The sequence below is a fragment of the Bdellovibrionota bacterium genome, from assembly GCA_035292885.1.
Lineage (GTDB): Bacteria > Bdellovibrionota_G > JALEGL01 > JALEGL01 > DATDPG01 > DATDPG01.
The window spans coordinates 1-20128 of record DATDPG010000067.1 but is presented as its reverse complement, the minus strand read 5'-3'; the positions used below and the strand labels follow the sequence as shown (position 1 = coordinate 20128).

Sequence of the window (20128 nt, the reverse complement as noted above, 5' to 3'; positions counted from 1 at the left end):
ACGTGTCCCTTCACGCTGGTCAACCTAGGACCGCGTGTTAATCCATTTGGGATTTTTTGTCTCAATAAACGATAAAACCTGCCATTCGTTCGATATTGTTTTCCTTCGTCGATTTTTTTTGAATCAATGCGTTCCGTAAAGTTCGTGGAACCAAAAATCAAGCAAAAAGCGGAAGAATAAAATCCAAAATGTATTTTTTTCAGGGAATAAAAGATCTCGCCATCGCGACGTTGGAATTGTCTCGATTCTCGCCGTCGCCTACAGCACCCTTGGCTCCGCCTACTCATTCCCTCCTTTCAGGGCTGAGGTCGGGATTCCACCGACCAGGAATTGCCCATACCGGGCGCACCCCACCGACGTAGTCGGTGGGCATGGCTCCCTACCCCATCTTTTTCCCCTGTTTTCCTCCATTTTTCCTTCTTCCATTTCTTCCTCACTCCACGCACCGATTCTCATTTTCTTTCTTCTGGTTCAGCCTCTTTTCGACGGATACCGCGTCCGTGGCCCGTCTTTCTTGCAGATGGCCGTAGTCGATTGGAGCAACGGACGTACCAACACGTTGCGGTAGATAAGGGCGTGAAATGACTGAAGATGGCCAAACCCCATTAGAGACGAGAGCGTGGAAACAGACCGAAAATCGGTCACAAAATAAGGTTTGCCGAATCCGTGACGCGGTTCCCGAACTGAAAGTTTCGATCCCGAGGGGGTTTCGAAGCTACGGTCCGTCCATAGGATGTTACGTGTTCAAGAGCCGTGCCGATCATTTTGGCGGCCAGAATTGATGCATTCCGCTCCAGAAAAAAAGATCATATTTCCCTTTCTAAAACGTATCTTCCCCTCGCGTCGGGTGCATCACGCAGCGTGCGAGCGAAACCACTTTGGCTTGGCCTAAAGTGATCTTTTCACGGATGGCCATGGACATGCGGGTGCTCCGGCTGTGAAACTTTCAGCGAACGAAACCGACCATTCTTGGGTTCTCTGTTGGATTCAAAACGCGGTCTCAAAGCGTTCGTTCCGGGCTTCAAAGAACGCACGACGGCACGGAACCGAAGTGAACGACTGTTCGAGCGAAATCGAATTCGAAATCTCTGTTCGGACTTTCAGATCCCCTCGCCGTGGGAGGTGCCCTTGGTTCTTCAGTACGAACTGAATGTGGTAACGACACGAGAGGTCATCCTTAATTGACTTGCCGGCCGTTCCCATGGCGTTAGCCATGGGAAGAGTGTCGCACCGATTCTAGATACGTTTAACTGAGGTTGGTGATGATTCAGCATTTTTTGAGCCCAGTAATTTAGCGAGATAACCGTTAACTTGATTCAGGGCGAATCCCGATCGATCCGCCCCGTCAAAAGATTCAAGAAATTGATTCATTCGAACTTCAGCAAGATCCAGGGCTTCCTTCCCTTGTCTGGTTACGGAAATCGTCTTTTTCCGGGAGTCTCTTGGATCTTCGGTGATGAAAATAAGGCCTCTTCGATGCAAGCGTTTCAGAGTTTGAGTTAGCGTGCTGGGATGTACTCCCACTGTCTGAGCCAGAGTCTGAGCCGAGACGGCAGGCATCTGGATGAGCCGTCTCAAGAAACACCACTGGACGATACTCAATCCAAATCTCCGCTCGGACAATTTGCTTAACCTATGGATCGACAATCGGATCCGAAAAAGGGAAAGAAAGGGATGGGTTGAGAAGGTCATGTGTGTTTCTCATGGCGATGGTAGTCAATTAAGAGCCGAAGCACCTTGGTAACGTCTGTCTGCCTAAGTATGAAATATTGCGCTCGCGAAGTTCGTTTCGCGCCCACTCGTACCGTAAATATTCGCGAATCGGGCAGGGCGAATATATCTTCGTCAGTGTAATCGTCCCCGACGTAAAAAGCTGACTTGATCTCCAGATGTTGCATGAGTTCCATTAGCGCCACCCCTTTATGAGGAGCCCCGGAGGGGAGAATATTGATCACGCATTTTCCCAAGAGGATGCGCGGTGGTGGGGAAAGGTCGGCGGTAATTTCCAGAACGTGCAGTCTTGTCTTTCGCTTATTTCGGGAGCGGCGATAATGAATGGCGATCGAATACATCTTATCTTCCAATTCAACGCCCAAACCTATCTTTCTCCCCGTCAACTTTGCACCGAGTTTCCTCTTCCATTTCCGGCAAATCTTTTCGGCGATTTCAAGGGATTCGGCGGATGTTTCAAGGCCTTCCAGACCGTGGTTTCCGATCAGATATTTCGGAGTGAATGTGAGGCGTTCCTTTAGATCGCGCAAGCTGCGGCCCGAAAGAATCGCCACCGGTGCCAGCGTTGAGAGTTCATGTAGGAGTGAGTTAGTGTTGTGCGTGACCGAGGCTAATCCGGGTCGCTTCACTATTTGCGACAGCGTGCCATCATAATCAAACGCAAAAAGCGTTCTTGTAAAAGCGAGCGACTCCAAAATCCGTAAGCTATCGGGATGAAAGAGGGACTTCATAGTTCTTTCGTTTTCGAATTCGCGATGCATCGAGCAGCATCTTCCCGGCCCACCGGTACACGTTGAATTCCTGGATCAAGCCCCGCATACTTCGAACCCGGTCACGCTGTTCCCTCTCCGGCATCTCAAGGGCGATCTGCAATGCCCTTGCGCATTGGTCGATGTTGTATGGATTGACGATAAGGGCTTCAGGCAGCTCGCGCGAAGCCCCTGTGAATTGGCTTAAAATCAGCACTCCGCGCTCATCGTCACGGGAGGCAACGAATTCCTTTGCGACCAGATTCATCCCGTCATGCAGGCTGCTTACAAAGCAGAGATCGGCGCCCCGATAATATTCCACGATTTGATCCGGTTCGTGATGCTCCACTTTCAGGTAGATCGGTTTGTAATCTTTTTTTGAAAAGCGTTGATTGATTTTGTCGGCCAGCGAGCGAACGTCCGCTTCAAAATGCTGGTACTGCGGGATAACCGAACGACTGGGCGCCGCGATTTGAATGAATGTGAATTTCCCGATCCATTGAGGCTGAAGTTCCAGAAAGCGTTCTACGGCCATAAAGCGCTCCAGAATTCCTTTTGTGTAATCGAGGCGGTCTACTCCGACCCCTACGAATCGATCCGGAGAGAGTCCGTTGATTTCACGAATGTGACTTCGGCATTCCTTCACTTCCTTCTGTTCTTTCAGCCAGCGGAGCGGGGATTCAATCGATATGGGATAATGATTCACGGCGGTCAGGCGGCCGCCATAGGAAATCGTGGATGTTTCGCGATCGATCCGGCTTTCCAGATACCGATCCACGGTATCCACAAAATTGTTGCAGTGAAAACGTGTATGAAATCCAAGAATGCTGCTTCCAAGGAGACCATCCAGGATCTCCTCCCGCCAAGGACAAATGCCGAAAGCTTCCGGGTTGGGCCAAGGGATATGCCAGAAAGTGATTACCGTTGCGTTGGGGAGTTTTTCTTTAACCATTTTAGGCAGGAGAGCGAAGTGATAGTCCTGTACTAAGACGACGGGATCATTGGTTTGTGCTTCTTCCGCCACGACTTCAGTAAATTTCCGATTCACTTCAACGTAGTGATTCCAATCTCGGCTTCGAAACGTGGGCCGTACGTGGGCGATATGACAAAGCGGCCACACCCCTTCGTTGGCAAAGCCGTAGTAGTAACCGGCCTCTTCTTCCGGTGTGAGCCAGACCCTGCGGATTTGATAGGAGGGGTTGTCGGGAGGCACGCGCACATGGTCGTTACGATCCACCACATCTTTATCCGCATTTCCTCCCCCGTGGGCGATCCAGGTTCCCGAGCACGCGCGCATGACCGGTTCCAGGGCTGTCACGAGGCCGCTGGCGGGAACTTGAATTTCGATCTCCTTCTCCTTGCGAACGTGGATGTAAGGTTCCCTGTTCGATACGATGAGGACCTGATCCCCTGACAACTCTTGCCGTAAAATTTCTTTTAGCGACCTCGAACTCCAACTGATTTGGCTTTCATCTCTGGTTTTTCGGTCAAAGTCCAAATCACGGATCAGGGCGCGCAGATCTTTCGCGATCGGCCGAAGCTCCGGGGAACTCACGTGCGCCAGCGGTTGGAGAAGGCCCTCTCCCTTGAGAAGAGCGCGAATTCCGGAAACCCATCCCCGCCAACTCAATTTTGCAATCAGTACGGTTACAGATGAAATGATGATTCCCAAGCCCACAAAGAAGCCGAAAATATATCGTTTGGTATCGGCACTGCGCCGCTCCACAAAACTCATATCGTGAATCAGAACAAGTGTTCCAAGGACTCTCCCCTTGTCCTCGATGACCTGATAGGCGACGTGAAGCGGCCCCTGCGCCAAGCGAAGAATCGCACTTTCCGTGGACTCGCAGTGAATCTCCTCCGGGAATGTTTGCGTCCTGAAAGCAATGCTCCTTTCTGGATCACAGAAGCCGAGTGCGAAGAGCCGCTCATCCTGCGTGATCCGATTGAAAAAAGTCAGAATCTTCGCCTTGGATTTTTGTTCAATCAGCGGGATCAGCGTGTCTTCAACCGTATTGACGATGAGGTTGGTTCGGATGTCGATGTCGCGGACGAACCATTTCAGCGTCAGTTGATCGACAAGAGGAATCACGCCGTATGCGATCAGGCTCAAGACGGCTATCAAGGGAAGAATGAAACGGAGTGATAAACGCATAGCTGGCTACATACTTTATTTTGATATCATAGGAAAAGGAAAACCTGATAACGTTGGAGGAGCCCATGTACCCCTATGGCTTGATTGGCAATTGCCAGATCTCCGCTCTCATCAGTCGGCTCGGCTCTGTGGACTGGTTATGCCTTCCGAGACCCGACTCGCCCCCCGTCTTCGGTCGCCTCTTGGATCCGGAGGGGGGACATTTTTCCATTGAGGCCGTTGGAAAGTCGGAAGGCGTACAGAGTTACGTACCCAATACGAATATCTTGATCACTGAAGTTCAAACGGAGGAAGGGGGACGGTTTCGAATTACGGATTTTTGTCCTCGCTTTTTACAGCATGGGCGAATGTATCGCCCGATGACGATGTTCAGAATTTTGGAACCGGTGAAAGGGAACCCGACGATTCAGGTCAGGTGCCGACCGGTGATCGGATGGGAGAAGGAAGCTGCGAAAGCGATTCGAGGAAACAGTCATCTTCGGTTTGAAATGCGAAACGAGTGCTTACGCACTGTAACCAATATGTCTCTTACTTACCTCTGTGAAGAGGGTCCCTTTTCACTCCGGGAACCACTTTATTTCGGGCTTACGTGGAGTTCAGGCATTGAAGATGACCTTGTCAAAGTCACGCACGCGTTTCTCGACCAGACGGCGGAATACTGGAGGCTTTGGGTCAAGCATTGCGCGATCCCCTATCTTTTTCAGCGGGAAACCATCCGCTCCGCCCTCACGTTAAAGCTTCATTGCTATGAGGACACCGGCGCTATTCTGGCTGCGCTTACGACGAGTCTTCCGGAGGAGCTTGGTGGAGGGAGAAACTGGGACTACCGCTATTGCTGGCTCCGAGACGCCTATTTCGTATTGTCCGCCCTTCACAATTTAGGTCACTTTGAGGAAATGGAAGGATTTCTGAAATTCATCCTTAATCTGGGCGAAAAACATGACCAGGGCTGGGCTCCTTTGAGGCCGGTTTATCGGTTAGACGGATCACTTCCCTTACCGGAAACGGAACATTTCAATTGGAGCGGCTATGGGAATAGCCGGCCGGTCCGAAGCGAAAACCAAGCGGCGGAACATATTCAAAACGATGTCTACGGCGAGATGATCCTGACTCTATCGCCCATTTTTTTCGATGAGCGGTTCCACCATCTAAGAACCCATGACCATGAGAAACTTCTCGGCCATCTAGTAAAACTCTGTATCCAAAACATTTCAAAGGAGGACGCGGGGCTTTGGGAAATCCGAAAGGAGCGAAGAGAACACTCCTTTACCAACCTGATGTGTTGGGCGGGAATCGACCGAATCGAAAAGATTCGGGATAAAGGATTCCTAAATGAATTGGAGGACGATCTAAAAGGAGCCAAACAGATGGCGGAAGCGGCGATTGCAAGAGCCGTTCGCGAATTGTCGCTCCGAAACGGCCCCATGGATGACAGTTTTGACGCGGCTCTTCTTCAGCTCCCGATCCTCCGTTATCCCGATCACGAGCTTGCGGCTCAGACCGTCCGGAAAGTTGGCGATCACTTAAGACTCGTAAACCAACGGGGTGGGTCCGCCTTTCTCCATCGCTACTCGAGAAGCGATGATTTTGGGCATCCCAAAGCGGCGTTCGTGATTTGTTCCTTTTGGCTGGTTCAAGCATTGGTGAAAATCGGCAAAGCGGAAGAGGCAAGCCGAATCATGCAAGAAGCCATGTCCTGCGCCAATGATCTCGGTTTGTTTTCGGAACACTTCTTACCGGTTGAGCAGAAACAGGCGGGCAACTTCCCTCAAGCTTACTCCCACGTCGGACAAATCAACGCCGCATTCGCTTTGAGTCCCCCTTGGGATCAGGTTCTATAAATCCCTGGGCAGGTCTGTAGGGTGCGACGGCCTTTCAACCGGGGCTCGCTACGGGATGCTCATCTGCGCCTTCGACGAGTTCGGATGGGTTGTCCAACCGGGGTATGCACAACGGCTCCATCGAGGAACTCTTTCCGTTTGATTTTTGGACTCCATAACGTTACGTTTCGGAAATACCGTACCATGATTTATAGATTAGGCTAAACCGAATTTTCGAAAGGCGCGAATGCGAGGAAACGAGATCAATTGGAATCGGCTTTTTTATTTTTGTGAAATCGCGCGTGAGAATTCGCTCACCGCGGCAGCGAAGCAGCTCTCGCTTACGCCCTCAACATTGAGCGAGCATCTCTCCGGGCTCGAGGAGGACCTACGCGTCGCGCTCTTCTATCGCGATCACCGGAAACTTAGGCTCACGCCCGAAGGAACGAATCTTTATCAACACGTTCGTCCGCTTTTTGAAACGGGCCAGCGTCTTATGGATGTCGTATCCCCACTGCCGATGGGAGGCTATCCGGTCACCGTGGGAATTATACCCGGCTCCACTCGAATGATCGGAGGATCTTTGCTTGTAGAATACGCCAGGGAATTCGGACCGCTGAATCTCAACTTTTCTCAGACAACTCAGGAACTATTGGAGCGGGGCCTATTGAGCGCTCAATTCGATTTCGGCCTGGCCCATCGCGTGAGCGAGCGGACGGATATAGTATCTTCCCTTATCTCATCTTCCCCCGTTCGCCTGTTTGTGGCGAGACGACTTTCTGGAAGACGCGTGGAAGAACTTTTCGAGACTCTCCCGATTCTTTGTTGGAAAGAGGATACGGCAATCGGAAGCTCGCTCGATACATTTTTGAACGAACGAGATTTCCATCCGGTTTCGACCATTAACGCGGAGGATATGTGGACCCTCCATCAGTTCTGCGCGGTTGGGCTGGGAGTGGCGGCGTTAAGCGAAGCTTTTATCGAAAAGATGGGAAACCATCTTGTTCCGGCGAAACTCAAGGACCACAGACCCATCCGAATGGAGGAGACGTATGTCTCGTGGTTTCAAGGAGCCGAGAATACGGCGGTGATTCAGCATCTGCGCAAAATCCTCCAGAGCAAAGGCTATCGTAGCGAGAATAATAAGAAGGAGATTCGGCGTCGCACAATCAGTTCCAAGCGAACTCTCGGGAGCGGCCTAGCCGCATGACGTTTCTGTCTATCATATATCGGCTTACATGGTTTTTCGCCGGTCCGGCGGCCTTGCTGATGATTTTGATCGCAGGATCTGAAAGTCGACGAAAGGGGGAAAGTCAGCTTTTTGATCTCGCCTATTTCGGTGTGATGTTGTTCGTTGCGCTGACGAGAGTGTTGGATCAGCGATCCGGTCTTAAGCAGACGGCCAGAGGCGAACCATCCACGTGGAAAGACGTCCGACAGTATATTACGCAACTCCTCCTTTTTGGATCGGCGGCTTGGGCAGGGGCCTATTTCTTGGGGAAGTGGATGTGATCGGGCCGCCAAAAGTTAGGGTCAGCGTGGATCTCCTTTTCCGGGCATGGCAGCGGCCTGGAGTTTCCCTCTTTCTTTGCACTTGTTCAGAAGAGGGCGCGCTGACCCTTTCAATGTTTGGATGATCGACGCGATGGACTTCGTATCGTCCGCCCTTGCATCGACGGGAAATATTCACGCGGACCCCGTTGGGAACGTGGTTCTCTTTCTTGCAGTCATGTTGGTCGCGGCGAAGGTGGGAGGCGATCTCGCTTCACGCGTCGGCCAGCCAGCGGTTTTAGGGGAACTCCTCGCCGGCATCTTTCTCGGAAATCTCGTCCTTTTGGGATTTAACGGAGTGGAGCCGATTAAAACCGACGTCTCGGTCGACATCCTTGCTCGAATCGGCGTTCTTATTTTGCTTTTTGAAGTCGGGTTGGAGTCGACCATCGCCCAAATGTTTAAGGTCGGCCTATCTTCTTTGCTCGTTGCCGTGATCGGCGTGACGGTCCCGTTCGCTTTGGGATGGGCCGTGAGTTCTTGGCTCCTTCCCGAGAAAAGTGCGTATGTTCACGCCTTTATCGGCGCCACGCTCACGGCTACGAGCATAGGGATCACCGCACGGGTTCTTAAGGACATTGACCGATCTCAAACCCCGGAGGCTCGGATCGTCCTCGGCGCGGCGGTGATCGACGATGTTCTCGGACTGGTGATTTTGGCCGTAGTCAGCGGAGCCATCGCCGCCGCGAATGTCGGAGGGAGTTTGTCTTTCGGGGACACAGTCCCCATTGTTTTCAAGGCGACGATCTTTCTCGTGCTGGCTCTTGCCTTAGGGGTCTATCTTTCGCCGAAACTCTTTTCCGTGGCTTCCAAATTGCGCGCCCGGGGGGTTCTGCTTGCCACGGGCCTCGCGTTTTGTTTTTTCCTTTCGTGGATGAGCAACGCGATCGGCTTGGCCCCGATCGTCGGAGCATTTGCGGCAGGGCTCATCCTTGAGGATGTGCACTACCGTGATTTCGTGACGCGCGGTGAATACTCGCTCGACAAGCTCATCCATCCCATTTCCGAGTTTTTGGTGCCCATCTTTTTCGTTCTGATGGGCATGCACACGGATTTGCGCTCGTTCGGAAAGGTAGGGATTTTGGGTCTGGCAGCCTCACTGGTGGTGGTGGGTATTTTGGGAAAGCTCGCGGCCGGGTTGGGAGCGGTTGGAAAAGGGATCGACCGACTTTCCATTGGAATCGGAATGATTCCAAGAGGAGAGGTCGGGCTAATATTTGCGAACACCGGACTTGCGCTCATGGTGGGCCGCGAACGGATTGTGGATGCTGACATCTTTTCAGCCGTGGTGGTGATGGTCGTTGTGACGACCTTGATTACGCCACCGGCCCTAAAGTGGAGTCTGCGAAATCGATGAATCAAAGGAGCACTACATGACAACAAAAGCCTGGATCATGATGCTCACTACATGGAGCATCATCATCTTCTTTGCCGGACGGTTTCTGTACAAGGTGATTACCATTCCGCAGAAAAAAGATCGGGAAGAGAACTGAGATAGGTCAGCTGTTAAAGCCGTTCAGTCAATTCTCGTCTATGGAGCTCACGTAAGGGCAAGTAGGGCACTGAGAAACGCGCACTACTTTGCTCCGCTTCGATAGAACCGGATCTGTACTTTCTCCACAGTGGCCAACCCTTCCGGAATCGCCTCGTCAATGATCGGAAGGAACCGGTTGATCTTCTCGATCGTGTCCACGATCTCGATCACGATCGGGAGATCTTCCGAAAGCCGAAGGATCTTTGTGGTGTGGAGTCGGCTATGGGCGCCAAATCCTTGCATTCCGCGAAGCACCGTCGAGCCGGCCAGTCCCTCTTCACGAGCTTTCCGGACGATCCACTCGTAGAGGGGGACGCCATCATGCTTATCACTTTCTCCAATGAAAATCCGAAGGAGATGTCCGTCTTCGGGTAACACGCTTGTCATGATTACACCATCCTTGAAAACGTAAGGCCTATCCAAGTACTTCCGATGCCCAGCACGATTTGAAGTGCTATGTTCATCCAACCCCAACCCTGTTGGCCGTCGCGGACGAGTTGGACCGTTTCGTATCCGAAGGTTGAGAACGTTGTGAACCCTCCAAGGATGCCGATGAAAAGAAAGACCCTCGCCTCGGCGGAAAACATGCCGCGGAACTCCGCCAGGCCCGCGAGAAATCCGAGGAGCGAACATCCCACGACATTAATGACAAGGGTCTCTACCGGGAAGGGGAGATTTTGCGTGAGCCGGGCGATGTAACCGCCCATGACGTACCGTGCCGCTGAACCAATAAAGCCACCGACTCCTGCCCACAGGGCTTTTTCCATACGCGCTCCGTTTCAAAATAATCTGTCGGTAGGAGTTATTAGACGACCCGCGAGTCGACAGTTTCGGCGAACTCCATCGCCTGGAAAGTTCATTTATAACATCTCGAATAGCCCTTGAGAATATTTAGGGTGCCACGAACCTTTTAAAAATATTTCTAAGGGTTCCGTGTCACCTCTTGGTCGGGATGCCTTGTCATGTAGAGTTGTACATAGTTGCGCTTGGCGCTCCCCCAAAAGGATCAACATTTTTAATTTGAAAACGACCGACTCACATACACCAGAAACTGCGTCCCGGCCTCGAGGGGGAGGGTCATCTCTACTTAAATCCGGCGTGAAAATGGCCATTTTTAGACCAGCGGTTTGAGTCGGTTGATTTTTTTGGAAGCGTACTCGAAGGTCTCTTGGTAGAGATTGTTCCGAGGAAACTTCAGGGTGGGGACATTATCCGTTTTGACAAACTCGCCCGGGATCATCAGCAGTCGGTGACGAAGCGTGGGTAGCGTATAGGATTGCCAGTCGTCTGGAAGGCAAGGTCGTTTAAACCAAATCACCAAGTTGTAGGCCAACAGCGACACTTCTGCATAGAAGGCGTTTGCAGAAAAATGTCCAGTGGGAGCACTCCCAAAAGGAAAATTGTTTTTCAGGATCCGAATAATTCTCTCCAACCCCGCACGGTCTTTGTAAAACGTGAAGACTCCATACGGGGTCAATGGAAGATTGGTGACGATGACGGAGTAGGCGTACTTGTTCAAGCTGAACAACGTCAACTCGCCATTGGGTTCTTCGGGAACTTTCCGGCGGAGAACCACCAATCGATGAGCTTTTTTCCAACCGGTCGGGCGATATCGAAACTCGGAAACGGAAAAGAGGGAGGTAACAGAATGGTATCGGAGACTCGGCACTCGCCGTTTGACCGGGGCCGTCATTTTGGCCACCACGGAATACCCGATTCCCTTTTCGTCCAGATCTTCGACGAAGTCTTTGCTGTAAAACCCGGCATCCGCGCGGACGCGAAGGCCATGAAGGAACGGCAGAAGTCCGAGAACTTCGTGCAATAGAGGAACCGCTCCCTCCGCCGTATGAGCGTCTCCAGGTCGCAAAAATCCTCCAAGACAATCTCGAAGATGGGCTTCGCTGGCCACCAAGGGATGATACGATTTCTTTCCAGGGTGGCCGGGATTGTATCCCTTCACTGCACCTTCTTGGTGTCCTTACAGAGTCTGTGCTGTCGAATCAAAATCGATCCAATGACTCGAACGCGGAGATGCGCCCACCAGAAAACATTTTCGAAGATCATTGTGGATCTCTCGCAGAACCTCCAAAAGCTCAGGAGAGGAACAAATCAAAAAGCGGCGAAGCGTTGTGGGATTCGGAAAACTGGGAAGCCCCGTGATGTATTGGAATACACCGTTCGTTTTTAGAAGGGCGGCCACCTCAATTTTCTCCAGTCCGAGAATCATCGGATACATCAAGGCAAACAGAATCTCCGTTGTGCTGCATCGGTTATTTCGCCGCACGGAAGTAAACCGCCGGCTCAAATAGGTTCGCAATTGTAGCTGATGGAAAAATCGATGAAAAAGATAGACACCACCAAAATGAGAAAGTTGGGCTGCCGAAAAAGATACCCGTATTTTCCAAGCTCCACGACGGCCCATTTTTTGATCCTCGCGAAGCTACTTTTTAATTAGGTTCGCGTCAAACTACCGTTCCCAGATCAAACCCAAAGAACATCCATGCCTCTGAGTCGTAAGGGCCTATTTTCGCGCCGGATTTAAGTAACTATCGAGTTCAAGCGGTAGCAAGATGGTGCGAGTTGACGAGCGGTCGCGATAAGGGAGTAAAACACGGACCTATCGCTCAATGGTTTACGGGGGAATTAACGCAATATGGACAGATGGACCATGGAGTGAACGCGGGAACGTGGTATCGACAAGAAGTGACACGAACGAATCGTCCTATTGTTGCCGAAGAAACCTATAAAAATGGGAAAGTTGTCAGCCGGATCGAGCATCCCAGTGCGGAAGAGGCTAGAAACATTCCGAGAGAGAAAACGGACGTAGAACGTGGTCTTGAAGCTTTTGGGCGCCACCTTGAACAAATGAGTCCTGAGGAGAGGGAACAGTTGCATATTGATGTGATGAAGAAAATGAGAGAAGAAGATATGGCGAACGTTCCGCCTCCCGCACGGGACCCTGCTGCTGATCGCAAGGTAATCACTCAATACCTTACAATGCTAGAGGACAAGGATGAAGAAAAGCGAATGAATGCCATACTCTTCCTGGGTCCACTTGGTTCGCTTTATCCGGATAAGGCATCAAAAGAAATTGTTCCGGCTTTCGAAAAAATCTTGAAAAACAAGACTCAAACAATGGAGACAAAGGAGAGCGTAGTGATGTCCTTACGGCAGATCGGAACAAATGAAGCCAAGCGAGTGCTTGTTGAATATGCCAAGACGCAAAAATGAAGGCCGGTAAGATAAGGCGGGAGTAAATAAAATAGGGTCCTATGGTTCTCCTAGTCCGCAGAGATGGACTTTGACCTAGCGGGAACCAGAGTGTGAAGTCAGCTTTTCGGCATTGTGGTTCCCGCAAATTTCGGTCAAATTATCTAAGCGGATTGAAGGGTTGCGTTAGGCTGCCCAAGCGACAGACTCAGTTCTAAAATCCAACACCTCTCTCCGCTGCTGTTACATCCACCCTTTACGGCGGAACCAAACCCAAATAGTCAATGTGACACCGGCCATGATGCCGAGGGCGAACGGGTAGCCCAGCATCCAGTTGAGTTCCGGCATGTATGTGAAGTTCATCCCGTATACGCCGACGATGAACGTCAGCGGCATGAAAAAGACGGAAAAAATCGTGAGCACTCGGATGACTTCATTTGTGCGCTGGGACGCGCGGGAAACTTCCAGCGTCATGAGGCCGGTGACGTCGTCCACCAACTCGTCGAAATAGAACATGGTGTGTTCAACCTCATCCGCTAAATCATGCAAAAGGACGGTGTGGTCCTTTCGATCCCTCGGCAGGTGCTGGACGACGTTGCGTGTATGCCAGAAAAGTCGGCGGAGCGTGGACAGGCGCCGTCGCTGGAAGTGGAGCGTTCGATCGATTCGCCCCGCAGATCGAGCGGAGGCGACCTGCGCTTCCAGAGCTTCCAGCTCGTCTTCAATCTTCTCCAGAGGCGCGTCGTACGAGAGGATCACCCTCTTCCAAAGCTCGATCAAAAGCGTGAACGAGTTCAAGGACGCGCGAGGAGGCGACTTCTTTTGATCGCTCGACAATTTGTCGAGGATCTCCAGCTCCGACCGGTGGATCGTCAGCAAAAGTTGTTCTCGGATGAACACGGCGATCTTTCGGGTCAGCTGTTGGACGCTACTGGCGCGTGGAGTAGCCGACGGATCCCACGTGCGGACGATGATGAACAAAGAACCGTCGATTTCCTCCACCTTGGGGAGATGTTCCGGTTCGAGGCAGTCTTGAACGATCAAGGGGTGAAGCGAAAATTCCTTCGCCAACTCGTCCAGTTCTTCCGGTGTTGGCGCCACGACGTCCACCCATCGAACGGCGGATGTGTCCAGCAGCGTTCGTTTCACCAAGGCCAGGTTTTGGCCCCAATCCGGCAGAACATCAAGCGGAAAAAACGCACGAGAGAAAAAATCGGAAGGAAGTAATCCAAAGAGCCGCCGGATAGGAGGGACGGCCGGGTTGCACGCGGCGTGAGAAACTGAAGTTAGCGAATCGTGTTTTGGTGCCTTGGATTCGATAGAGGGGAGCCGCCGTTCGCAATTTCTTTACCGTTTTCGGACGGCCAGCATGGTTCTCCGGGGATTCCGACGAGTGTCCGTGGTCCGTTTGGACAGGGCGACGCCGCCGAGAACCATGGCCGCCGCCAGAATCAATCGGGGGGAAATTGATTCCCCCAAGAAAATTGCGCCCAGCGTGATGGCGATGAACGGTTGCAGGTAAATCCCCTGCGCGACGCGGGAGGACTCCGCGTGCGCCAAAATCCACGCGATCAAACCGTACGTGCCGATGGTCATCACCAGCACCACGTAGCCCAAGCAGTACCATCCATTCGTCGAGAGAGCTTTCCACATCGATCCGGAAAGGAGCGGCTCGAGGCCGAACGGTGCCAAGAAAATTGTGCCCAGGATCATCAGGCAGCCGGTAATCCATCCGGGGTGGAAACGGCCGGAAAGCGGGCGAGCGATGACGAGGTAGAGCGAGTAAGACGAGGCGTTTCCCAGCGTGATGAGGTCTCCCGGCAGCGTCTCGGGATTCCACGAAAGTTTATCGGCCCCCAGGAGGTAGAGGATGCCTCCAAGGGAGACCAGGAAGCCCAGAATTCTTCCGCCGGTCAGGAATTCGGACCCGGCAAGAAAAGCAAAGGCGATGGTCAACACGGGGATCGCCGAATTGATAACCGAGGAATGCCCGGCGGTGGTGTAACTCAGTCCGAGGACGAACAGAAGCTGGTTGGCGGCGATCCCGGTGAGGGCTGCCAGCACGATTCGAATCCAGTCGTTCTTCTTCAAACTCTGTTTCGGACGCTGGCGCATCAGCCACGGAAGAAAGAAGATCGCTCCGGAAAAAGCGCGAAACAACGCAATGGCCCGAGGATCGAATTCGCGGAGCAGAATCTTCATCACAATAAAGCCGCCGCCGAACGTAACCGAGACCAGGACAATCGCGGCATTGACTTTCCAGTTCGGCGCCGTTTTGATTTGGTGAGAAAGATGCGTCGTCACGGTCGAATTCTGCCGCGGCCATTCTACGCGCGACCCGCCCTGGTTGTCGCGCCTGAGCTTCTGGGAAAAGTCCTGTGCCACGCATCCAACGGTACGTTGGCTTCCGGTCGGATTGTCGAAGTGGAAGCCTATCTTGACAAGGACGATCCCGCGTCTCACGCGTACCGGGGAAAGACGCCGCGAAATTCGGTGATGTTCGGCCCGGCGGGTTTTGCCTATGTTTACTTCACATACGGCAATCATCACTGCTTCAATGTGGTGACGGGGGAGGATGGAATGGCAAGCGCCGTCCTGATTCGCGCGTTGGAGCCGCTGAAAGGAATCGAAGCCATGCGGCGTCGGCGTAAAAAGCGGGACCTTTATGACCTTACCACCGGGCCTGGAAAGTTGACGCAGGCACTCCGAATCGACCGCGGGAGGAACGGAGCGGATCTGACTCAAAGGCCTCTTTGGATCGAGGAGGACGGGGAAAAAGATTCCATTCCCTATATTCAAACCCCGCGAATCGGTATTTCGGAAGGGATGGATTTTCCCTATCGTTTTCTCCGTTCCGAATCCTCGTTTGTGTCCAAAAGAGTTCGGAGTCAGGTCCGCCCGTAGTCGTCTTCCAAGCGGACGATGTCGTCTTCACCGAAGTAGGTTCCGGTTTGAATTTCAATGAAGACCATAGCCGTTTTGCCGGGATTGGCGATGCGATGGGCGGCTCCCTTGGGAATATCGACCGCGTCGCCGGCCCGAATATGCAGTTCTTTTCCGTCGAGCGTTACCTGTGCCTCGCCCTGCACGATCATCCAGTGTTCCTTCCTTTTGGCATGTTTCTGATAGCTCAAACGTTTTCCTGGATGGACCGTGATCCGCTTTATTTTATAAGCCGATTCGTCGAGCAGAACCTCCCACCGCCCCCAAGGGGGTTCGGCGGCACGAACTTGGGGATCGATTTTGGAACTATTTTTCGTTACCACAATCCTGGCGGATCATACCTTGGGCGGAACGGATGACAAAGATTCCCAACGCCGGTAGGTTACGTTCTCTCATTCGCACGCGAAGCCATGACATTGCACGGACTCGAAAAGAAGATTCAAATGTGTCGGGAATATCTGGCGAAGACCGATTTTGTTCGTCGGATGTGGGAGAAAGACCCGACGCTCTGGTCGAAAGAGAGCACCCAGACCCAAAAAATTCGGGACCGGCTCGGATGGTTGAACGCTCCGGATTGGTTAGAGCGGCATCGCAAAGAGGTCGAAAGCTTCGCGGAGGAAGTACGAAACCGAGGAATGACGCACGTTGCGCTCTTGGGTATGGGAGGCTCCAGCCTGGCCCCCCAGATGCTCGCCGCGACATTTCCGGCGAAGAATCAATTTCCGCGGCTGACCGTTTTTGATTCCACCAACCCGGGCGAGCTCTTGCAGAAGAAGGCGCAGTTGGATCTTTCAAAGACACTCTTTCTGGTTTCGTCCAAATCGGGCACGACCATCGAAGTTTCGTCCCTGTATCGATATTTCCGCGCGGAGCTCAACGACGGCGCGCGCTTTGCCGCCATCACGGACGAGAAAACGCCTCTGGAGCGTTTGGCGACGGAGAATAACTTTTTGCGTGTGTTTCGAAATCCTTCCGACATCGGCGGCCGATATTCGGCGTTGTCGTATTTTGGTGCCGTCCCGGCCGCGTTGATTGGGATCGATATCGACCGCTTGATAGAGAGCGCGAAGAAAATGGCGGAAGCTTGCCGCCGATCGCCGGAAGAAAATCCCGGAATCCGTCTCGGCGCATTTCTGGGCGAAACTCAAAAGTCGGGCGCGGACAAACTTGCGCTCTGTTTCTCCCCGGAAATTTCGAGTTTCGGATCTTGGGTGGAACAGCTTGTCGCCGAAAGCACGGGCAAATTAGAGAAGGGGATTCTTCCCGTCGACGGCGAAACTCGAATGCCGGCGGCGAAATATGCAAGAGATCGTCTCTTCGTCGTGACGGAATACGCGCGAAGCGCGGATCGTACTCTCGGGACATGGGCCGATACCCTCGAAAAGGCCGGTCATCCCGTGCTTCGGCTCCAACTCGAGGACCTGCACGATCTCGGCGGCGAATTCTTCCGGTGGGAAGTGGCGACGGCCGTCGCGGCCGTCACTCTCGGAATCGATCCGTTCGATGAACCGGACGTTCAAATGTCGAAACGCCTGACGGGAAAGGTCCTGGCCGAGTACGCATCTTCCGGAAGAATCGAGGAAGGTGCGAGGCTCGCCGTGTCGGATGGAATTTACGTCTACGGGGACCCCGATTTGATGCCGAAGAAATCCATGGCGTCGTTGTCGTCCAGTCTGGATACGCATTTAAGCCGAATCAAAGAGGGGGATTACCTGGCTTGGATATTGTATCTTCCCAATTATGGGTGGATCTCCGCCGCTTTCCAACGAATTCGGGAATTCATCGGCAGTCGTTTTCGCGTGGCGTCCACTGTAGGCTTTGGGCCCCGGTATCTTCATTCGACCGGCCAGTTTCATAAAGGCGGGCCGAACCGGGGGCTTTTTATTCAGGTGACGGCTGAGCCGTCGGAGGATGTGCCTATTCCGGGCGAGGCGTACAGTTTTGGAATTTTGCACGAGGCCCAAGCCAGTGGAGATTTTTCGGCGCTGGTCGGCCGCGGCCGGCGAGTATTGCGCCTGCACGTAACGGGAGACCTCAAGACCGGGCTCAACCGGATCGAATCGATTCTTAGGAAACTTGAATTTGGACGATGAGGCCGAGCTGAACCCAACGGGCGAATCCTTTCGTGACGTCCGCCGGAGAGCGTCGTCCGGATGATTGAGCGCAGGCATATCCGAGCGCGGATCCGTTCATCAGCAGACGAAGGAGCTCCGCCTCGCCGGTTTCGATCTCCAATGTCATGACGTCGAATTGACTTCGATATACGACGATGTGACAGGCGCGACGGTCGGATTTGCCCGGAACCGGAAATTCCGCGTCCGGTTTCTTCCTGGCCTTCCACAAATCATAGATGGGCCACGGAGATGAAATGACCGACACGGCCGGTTGAAAGGAAAACCGAACTCGGTCCCACTGTTCCGGCGAAAGTTCTTGCAAAGCGGCCCGGTTTAACGGCGTTTCCGTTTTCGAGTGAAAGGCCCGGACGATCGCCCATTCAAAACGGGCTAAGTCGGGTAAATAGGGGAACGTCTCTCGTACCGAATGCCGCTCCAAGAACTCCGGAAATGAAGCCCCCGCTTCGGTGATGTTGTACGACCGAGGCGTGAAGTCATGAAGGTAGTCGTGAATGAGCGCGTAGCTCTCCTCTTCACCGACGACCCGATAGACCAGCTCATAAGATTCCTGCAATGCTTCGTGGAGGCGGGCGAAAAACCCTTCGGCGTAAACGCTCAGACGCTCCGCGTGATCGAAACCGGCGTCGTTCGATTCGCCATCGTGGAGGATCAGACTTTTTAAAGCTTTCTGAGCCTCTTCAAGCGTAGGCGAGCGAGACTTCGCAGGTGCCATAAACTTCCTTTTGAATATTTCGGGCGCGTTCGGCTTCCGCCAGAAGCTCAGGAAACGGCGGGATTTTTGCATCCCATTCGATCAACGTGCTGGCCTCGCCGAAACGCTCGACGGCGCGGCGGTAGAGATCCCAAACACTTTCGATCACATGCCCGTCGTGGGTGTCGAAAAAATAACTTCCTTTATTGGTGTGCCCGGCCAGGTGAAACTGGCCGACCCGTTCGGAGGGCAGTGCTTTCAGATAAGTCTCGGCGTCAAAGCCAAAATTGTAGGCGTTGACATAAAGATTGTTCACATCGAGAAGAATTCCGCAGTCGGCCCGAACGGCGATGGCGGACATAAAATCCCACTCCGACATGGTGGAATGCTTAAAGCTGACGTACGCGGAGGCGTTCTCCAGCAAAATTCGCCGGCCCAGGAATTCCTGAACCAGCCGGACTCTGCCGGCGACATGGTCGACGGCTTCGTCGGTGAAAGGGAGCGGCAGGAGATCGTGCAGATTGGCTCCATCCACGCCGGTCCAGCAGAGGTGATCCGTGACTAACGCCGGATCGATTCGGTCGACCAACGATTTGAGTTTTCTTAAGTAATCCCGATTGAGCGGATCGGCGGAGCCGATCGAGAGAGAGACTCCATGCAATCCGACCGGATAGTCCTTTCTTATTTCCTCAAGAACATGCAGCGGCCGGCCGTAAGTATCCATGAAATTCTCCGTCACCGCTTCGAACCAATCGACGGGAGGATGTTTTTCCAAAATGTCGGGGTAGTGGACCGGACGGAGGCCTACGCCGAATCCCAGCTTGGGCCAGTTCACGTTTTCTTTTCCTGCTTCTTAACGCCGCTTTTTTCATCCAAGGGGCTCGGGCTCGAGCCTTGGATCCGTTTGCACGTCTCAGCCTCGATTTTCAACCACCCTTTCCCTTTGCACTCGTTGTTGCCCGCGCAGGAATAACCTTTTCCGCCGCAATCGCCCGTGCCCTTGCAGGCGTTGATGCCATAACACCGATCATCGGCCGCGTGCGCGGTGACGGTTCCGCCAAACGACGAAAGAAGAAGGCCCGCGATCGCGGCGTTTAATAGAACGGCTTTTTTGTCCGTCATTTCTTGTTCCCTTCGACTTCAAGCGTGATTTCGACGTCATCGCCCACCAATACTCCGCCAGCCTCAAGCGTCTGGTTCCACGTGAGGCCGAAATCCTTCCGGTTGATCGTGGTGGCGGCGGAGAAGGCCGCCTTCTTGTTGCCCCATGGGTCGGTAGCTTCGCCCCCGATATCCAGGTCGAGCACGACCGGCTTTGTTATGCCGTGAATGCTCAAATTGCCGTGCAGTTTGGCCTTATTCTCCTTGACCTCCGTTACTTTGGTGCTGACGAACTTCATCGTGGCGTAGTCCAGATGCTCCTTGTTTTCGACGTCAAAAAAATCTTTGGAACGAAGATGTTGGTCCCGCTTTTCGACGTTGGTGTTGATGCTGGCCACATCGATCGTCGCTTCCGCCTTCCATTTGGCCGGTTTCCCCGGTTCAAATTCGAATTTTCCGCTGAATTTTTGAAAATTCCCGTGAACCTTTCCGATTAGGTGCCGGATCT

At 53.0% G+C, this 20128-nt stretch carries 19 protein-coding genes, 1 pseudogene and 1 riboswitch; of the genes and pseudogenes, 8 read left to right on the top strand and 12 right to left on the bottom strand.

All coding sequences use genetic code 11. The annotated features are described in order from the left end of the window. Positions 1–981 precede the first annotated feature (981 nt). The gene (locus tag VI895_05320; protein HLG19220.1) at positions 982–1185 is read left to right on the top strand and encodes a hypothetical protein; all 204 of its coding nucleotides are present in this window, start codon (positions 982–984) and stop codon (positions 1183–1185) included. A gap of 503 nt (positions 1186–1688) precedes the next feature. Here the strand turns inward: VI895_05320 and otsB are convergent. Both otsB and VI895_05310 read right to left on the bottom strand, forming a co-directional pair. Beyond that, positions 1689–2462 (bottom strand): trehalose-phosphatase, encoded by a 774-nt coding sequence (gene otsB / locus VI895_05315; GenBank protein HLG19219.1) that lies wholly within the window; start codon positions 2460–2462, stop codon positions 1689–1691. Further along, positions 2437–4635 carry a trehalose-6-phosphate synthase gene (locus VI895_05310; protein ID HLG19218.1) on the bottom strand — a complete coding sequence of 733 codons (2199 nt, stop codon included), beginning with the start codon at positions 4633–4635 and terminating at the stop codon, positions 2437–2439. The genes otsB and VI895_05310 overlap by 26 nt, the downstream gene beginning before the upstream one ends. A 359-nt stretch (positions 4636–4994) precedes the next feature. Here VI895_05310 and VI895_05305 point away from each other — a divergent pair, with 359 nt between their 5' ends. From VI895_05305 to VI895_05290, 4 genes are all read left to right on the top strand, one after another. After that, positions 4995–6476, top strand: a complete 1482-nt coding sequence (locus tag VI895_05305) for a glycoside hydrolase family 15 protein (GenBank protein HLG19217.1) — start codon at positions 4995–4997, stop codon at positions 6474–6476. A 226-nt stretch (positions 6477–6702) separates the two neighbouring features. Continuing rightward, the gene (locus VI895_05300; protein ID HLG19216.1) at positions 6703–7665 is read left to right on the top strand and encodes a LysR family transcriptional regulator; all 963 of its coding nucleotides are present in this window, start codon (positions 6703–6705) and stop codon (positions 7663–7665) included. Next, positions 7662–7967 carry a hypothetical protein gene (locus VI895_05295; GenBank protein HLG19215.1) on the top strand — a complete coding sequence of 102 codons (306 nt, stop codon included), beginning with the start codon at positions 7662–7664 and terminating at the stop codon, positions 7965–7967. The genes VI895_05300 and VI895_05295 overlap by 4 nt, the downstream gene beginning before the upstream one ends. A gap of 121 nt (positions 7968–8088) precedes the next feature. After that, positions 8089–9363: a cation:proton antiporter gene (locus tag VI895_05290; protein ID HLG19214.1), complete on the top strand. Its 1275-nt coding sequence runs from the start codon at positions 8089–8091 to the stop codon at positions 9361–9363. 219 nt (positions 9364–9582) lie between these two features. Here VI895_05290 and VI895_05285 read toward each other — a convergent pair whose 3' ends face one another. The 3 genes and pseudogenes from VI895_05285 to VI895_05275 all read right to left on the bottom strand — a co-directional run bounded on the left by VI895_05285 (position 9583) and on the right by VI895_05275 (position 11962). Next, positions 9583–9927, bottom strand: a complete 345-nt coding sequence (locus tag VI895_05285; protein HLG19213.1) for a DUF190 domain-containing protein — start codon at positions 9925–9927, stop codon at positions 9583–9585. Positions 9928–9929: 2 nt separating this feature from the next. Beyond that, positions 9930–10307, bottom strand: a complete 378-nt coding sequence (crcB, locus tag VI895_05280; GenBank protein HLG19212.1) for a fluoride efflux transporter CrcB — start codon at positions 10305–10307, stop codon at positions 9930–9932. Between the two features lie 22 nt (positions 10308–10329). Continuing rightward, positions 10330–10397: riboswitch (Fluoride riboswitch) on the bottom strand. Between the two features lie 257 nt (positions 10398–10654). Then, positions 10655–11962: pseudogene (locus VI895_05275) on the bottom strand (IS1380 family transposase). 158 nt (positions 11963–12120) lie between these two features. Here VI895_05275 and VI895_05270 point away from each other — a divergent pair. Further along, positions 12121–12771 (top strand): HEAT repeat domain-containing protein, encoded by a 651-nt coding sequence (locus tag VI895_05270; protein ID HLG19211.1) that lies wholly within the window; start codon positions 12121–12123, stop codon positions 12769–12771. A 222-nt stretch (positions 12772–12993) separates the two neighbouring features. On the opposite strand, the gene corA is transcribed toward VI895_05270, so the two are convergent. After that, positions 12994–13899, bottom strand: coding sequence for a magnesium/cobalt transporter CorA (gene corA / locus VI895_05265; GenBank protein ID HLG19210.1), 906 nt, complete (start codon positions 13897–13899; stop codon positions 12994–12996). 198 nt (positions 13900–14097) lie between these two features. Further along, positions 14098–15054 carry a DMT family transporter gene (locus tag VI895_05260; GenBank protein ID HLG19209.1) on the bottom strand — a complete coding sequence of 319 codons (957 nt, stop codon included), beginning with the start codon at positions 15052–15054 and terminating at the stop codon, positions 14098–14100. Here VI895_05260 and VI895_05255 point away from each other — a divergent pair. Then, positions 15043–15654, top strand: coding sequence for a DNA-3-methyladenine glycosylase (locus VI895_05255; GenBank protein ID HLG19208.1), 612 nt, complete (start codon positions 15043–15045; stop codon positions 15652–15654). The genes VI895_05260 and VI895_05255 overlap by 12 nt on opposite strands. Here the strand turns inward: VI895_05255 and VI895_05250 are convergent. After that, entirely contained in the window at positions 15639–16016 is a 378-nt protein-coding gene (locus tag VI895_05250; protein ID HLG19207.1) for a phosphomannose isomerase type II C-terminal cupin domain, read from the bottom strand. The two genes, VI895_05255 and VI895_05250, sit on opposite strands and share 16 nt — an antisense overlap. 87 nt (positions 16017–16103) lie before the next feature. Between VI895_05250 and VI895_05245 the strand changes: the two genes are divergently transcribed. After that, the gene (locus VI895_05245) at positions 16104–17786 is read left to right on the top strand and encodes a hypothetical protein (GenBank protein ID HLG19206.1); all 1683 of its coding nucleotides are present in this window, start codon (positions 16104–16106) and stop codon (positions 17784–17786) included. Here the strand turns inward: VI895_05245 and VI895_05240 are convergent. The 4 genes from VI895_05240 to VI895_05225 are packed head-to-tail and all read right to left on the bottom strand — an operon-like array spanning position 17761 to position 20126. Beyond that, the gene (locus VI895_05240) at positions 17761–18540 is read right to left on the bottom strand and encodes a DNA-binding domain-containing protein (GenBank protein ID HLG19205.1); all 780 of its coding nucleotides are present in this window, start codon (positions 18538–18540) and stop codon (positions 17761–17763) included. The genes VI895_05245 and VI895_05240 overlap by 26 nt on opposite strands. After that, positions 18506–19354: a DUF692 domain-containing protein gene (locus tag VI895_05235; GenBank protein HLG19204.1), complete on the bottom strand. Its 849-nt coding sequence runs from the start codon at positions 19352–19354 to the stop codon at positions 18506–18508. Before VI895_05235 ends, VI895_05240 begins: the two co-directional genes overlap by 35 nt. After that, positions 19351–19641 (bottom strand): hypothetical protein, encoded by a 291-nt coding sequence (locus tag VI895_05230; protein ID HLG19203.1) that lies wholly within the window; start codon positions 19639–19641, stop codon positions 19351–19353. The genes VI895_05235 and VI895_05230 overlap by 4 nt, the downstream gene beginning before the upstream one ends. Continuing rightward, positions 19638–20126 carry a YceI family protein gene (locus tag VI895_05225; GenBank protein ID HLG19202.1) on the bottom strand — a complete coding sequence of 163 codons (489 nt, stop codon included), beginning with the start codon at positions 20124–20126 and terminating at the stop codon, positions 19638–19640. The genes VI895_05230 and VI895_05225 overlap by 4 nt, the downstream gene beginning before the upstream one ends. Positions 20127–20128: the final 2 nt, after the last annotated feature.

Coding starts and splice junctions, on each gene's coding strand:
- otsB (HLG19219.1), bottom strand. CDS start 2,462: ATGAAGTCCCTCTTTCATCCCGATAGCTTACGGATTTTGGAGTCGCTC.
- VI895_05310 (HLG19218.1), bottom strand. CDS start 4,635: ATGCGTTTATCACTCCGTTTCATTCTTCCCTTGATAGCCGTCTTGAGC.
- VI895_05305 (HLG19217.1), top strand. CDS start 4,995: ATGACGATGTTCAGAATTTTGGAACCGGTGAAAGGGAACCCGACGATT.
- VI895_05300 (HLG19216.1), top strand. CDS start 6,703: ATGCGAGGAAACGAGATCAATTGGAATCGGCTTTTTTATTTTTGTGAA.
- VI895_05295 (HLG19215.1), top strand. CDS start 7,662: ATGACGTTTCTGTCTATCATATATCGGCTTACATGGTTTTTCGCCGGT.
- VI895_05290 (HLG19214.1), top strand. CDS start 8,089: ATGATCGACGCGATGGACTTCGTATCGTCCGCCCTTGCATCGACGGGA.
- VI895_05285 (HLG19213.1), bottom strand. CDS start 9,927: ATGACAAGCGTGTTACCCGAAGACGGACATCTCCTTCGGATTTTCATT.
- crcB (HLG19212.1), bottom strand. CDS start 10,307: ATGGAAAAAGCCCTGTGGGCAGGAGTCGGTGGCTTTATTGGTTCAGCG.
- VI895_05255 (HLG19208.1), top strand. CDS start 15,043: ATGCGTCGTCACGGTCGAATTCTGCCGCGGCCATTCTACGCGCGACCC.
- VI895_05245 (HLG19206.1), top strand. CDS start 16,104: ATGACATTGCACGGACTCGAAAAGAAGATTCAAATGTGTCGGGAATAT.
- VI895_05240 (HLG19205.1), bottom strand. CDS start 18,540: ATGGCACCTGCGAAGTCTCGCTCGCCTACGCTTGAAGAGGCTCAGAAA.
- VI895_05230 (HLG19203.1), bottom strand. CDS start 19,641: ATGACGGACAAAAAAGCCGTTCTATTAAACGCCGCGATCGCGGGCCTT.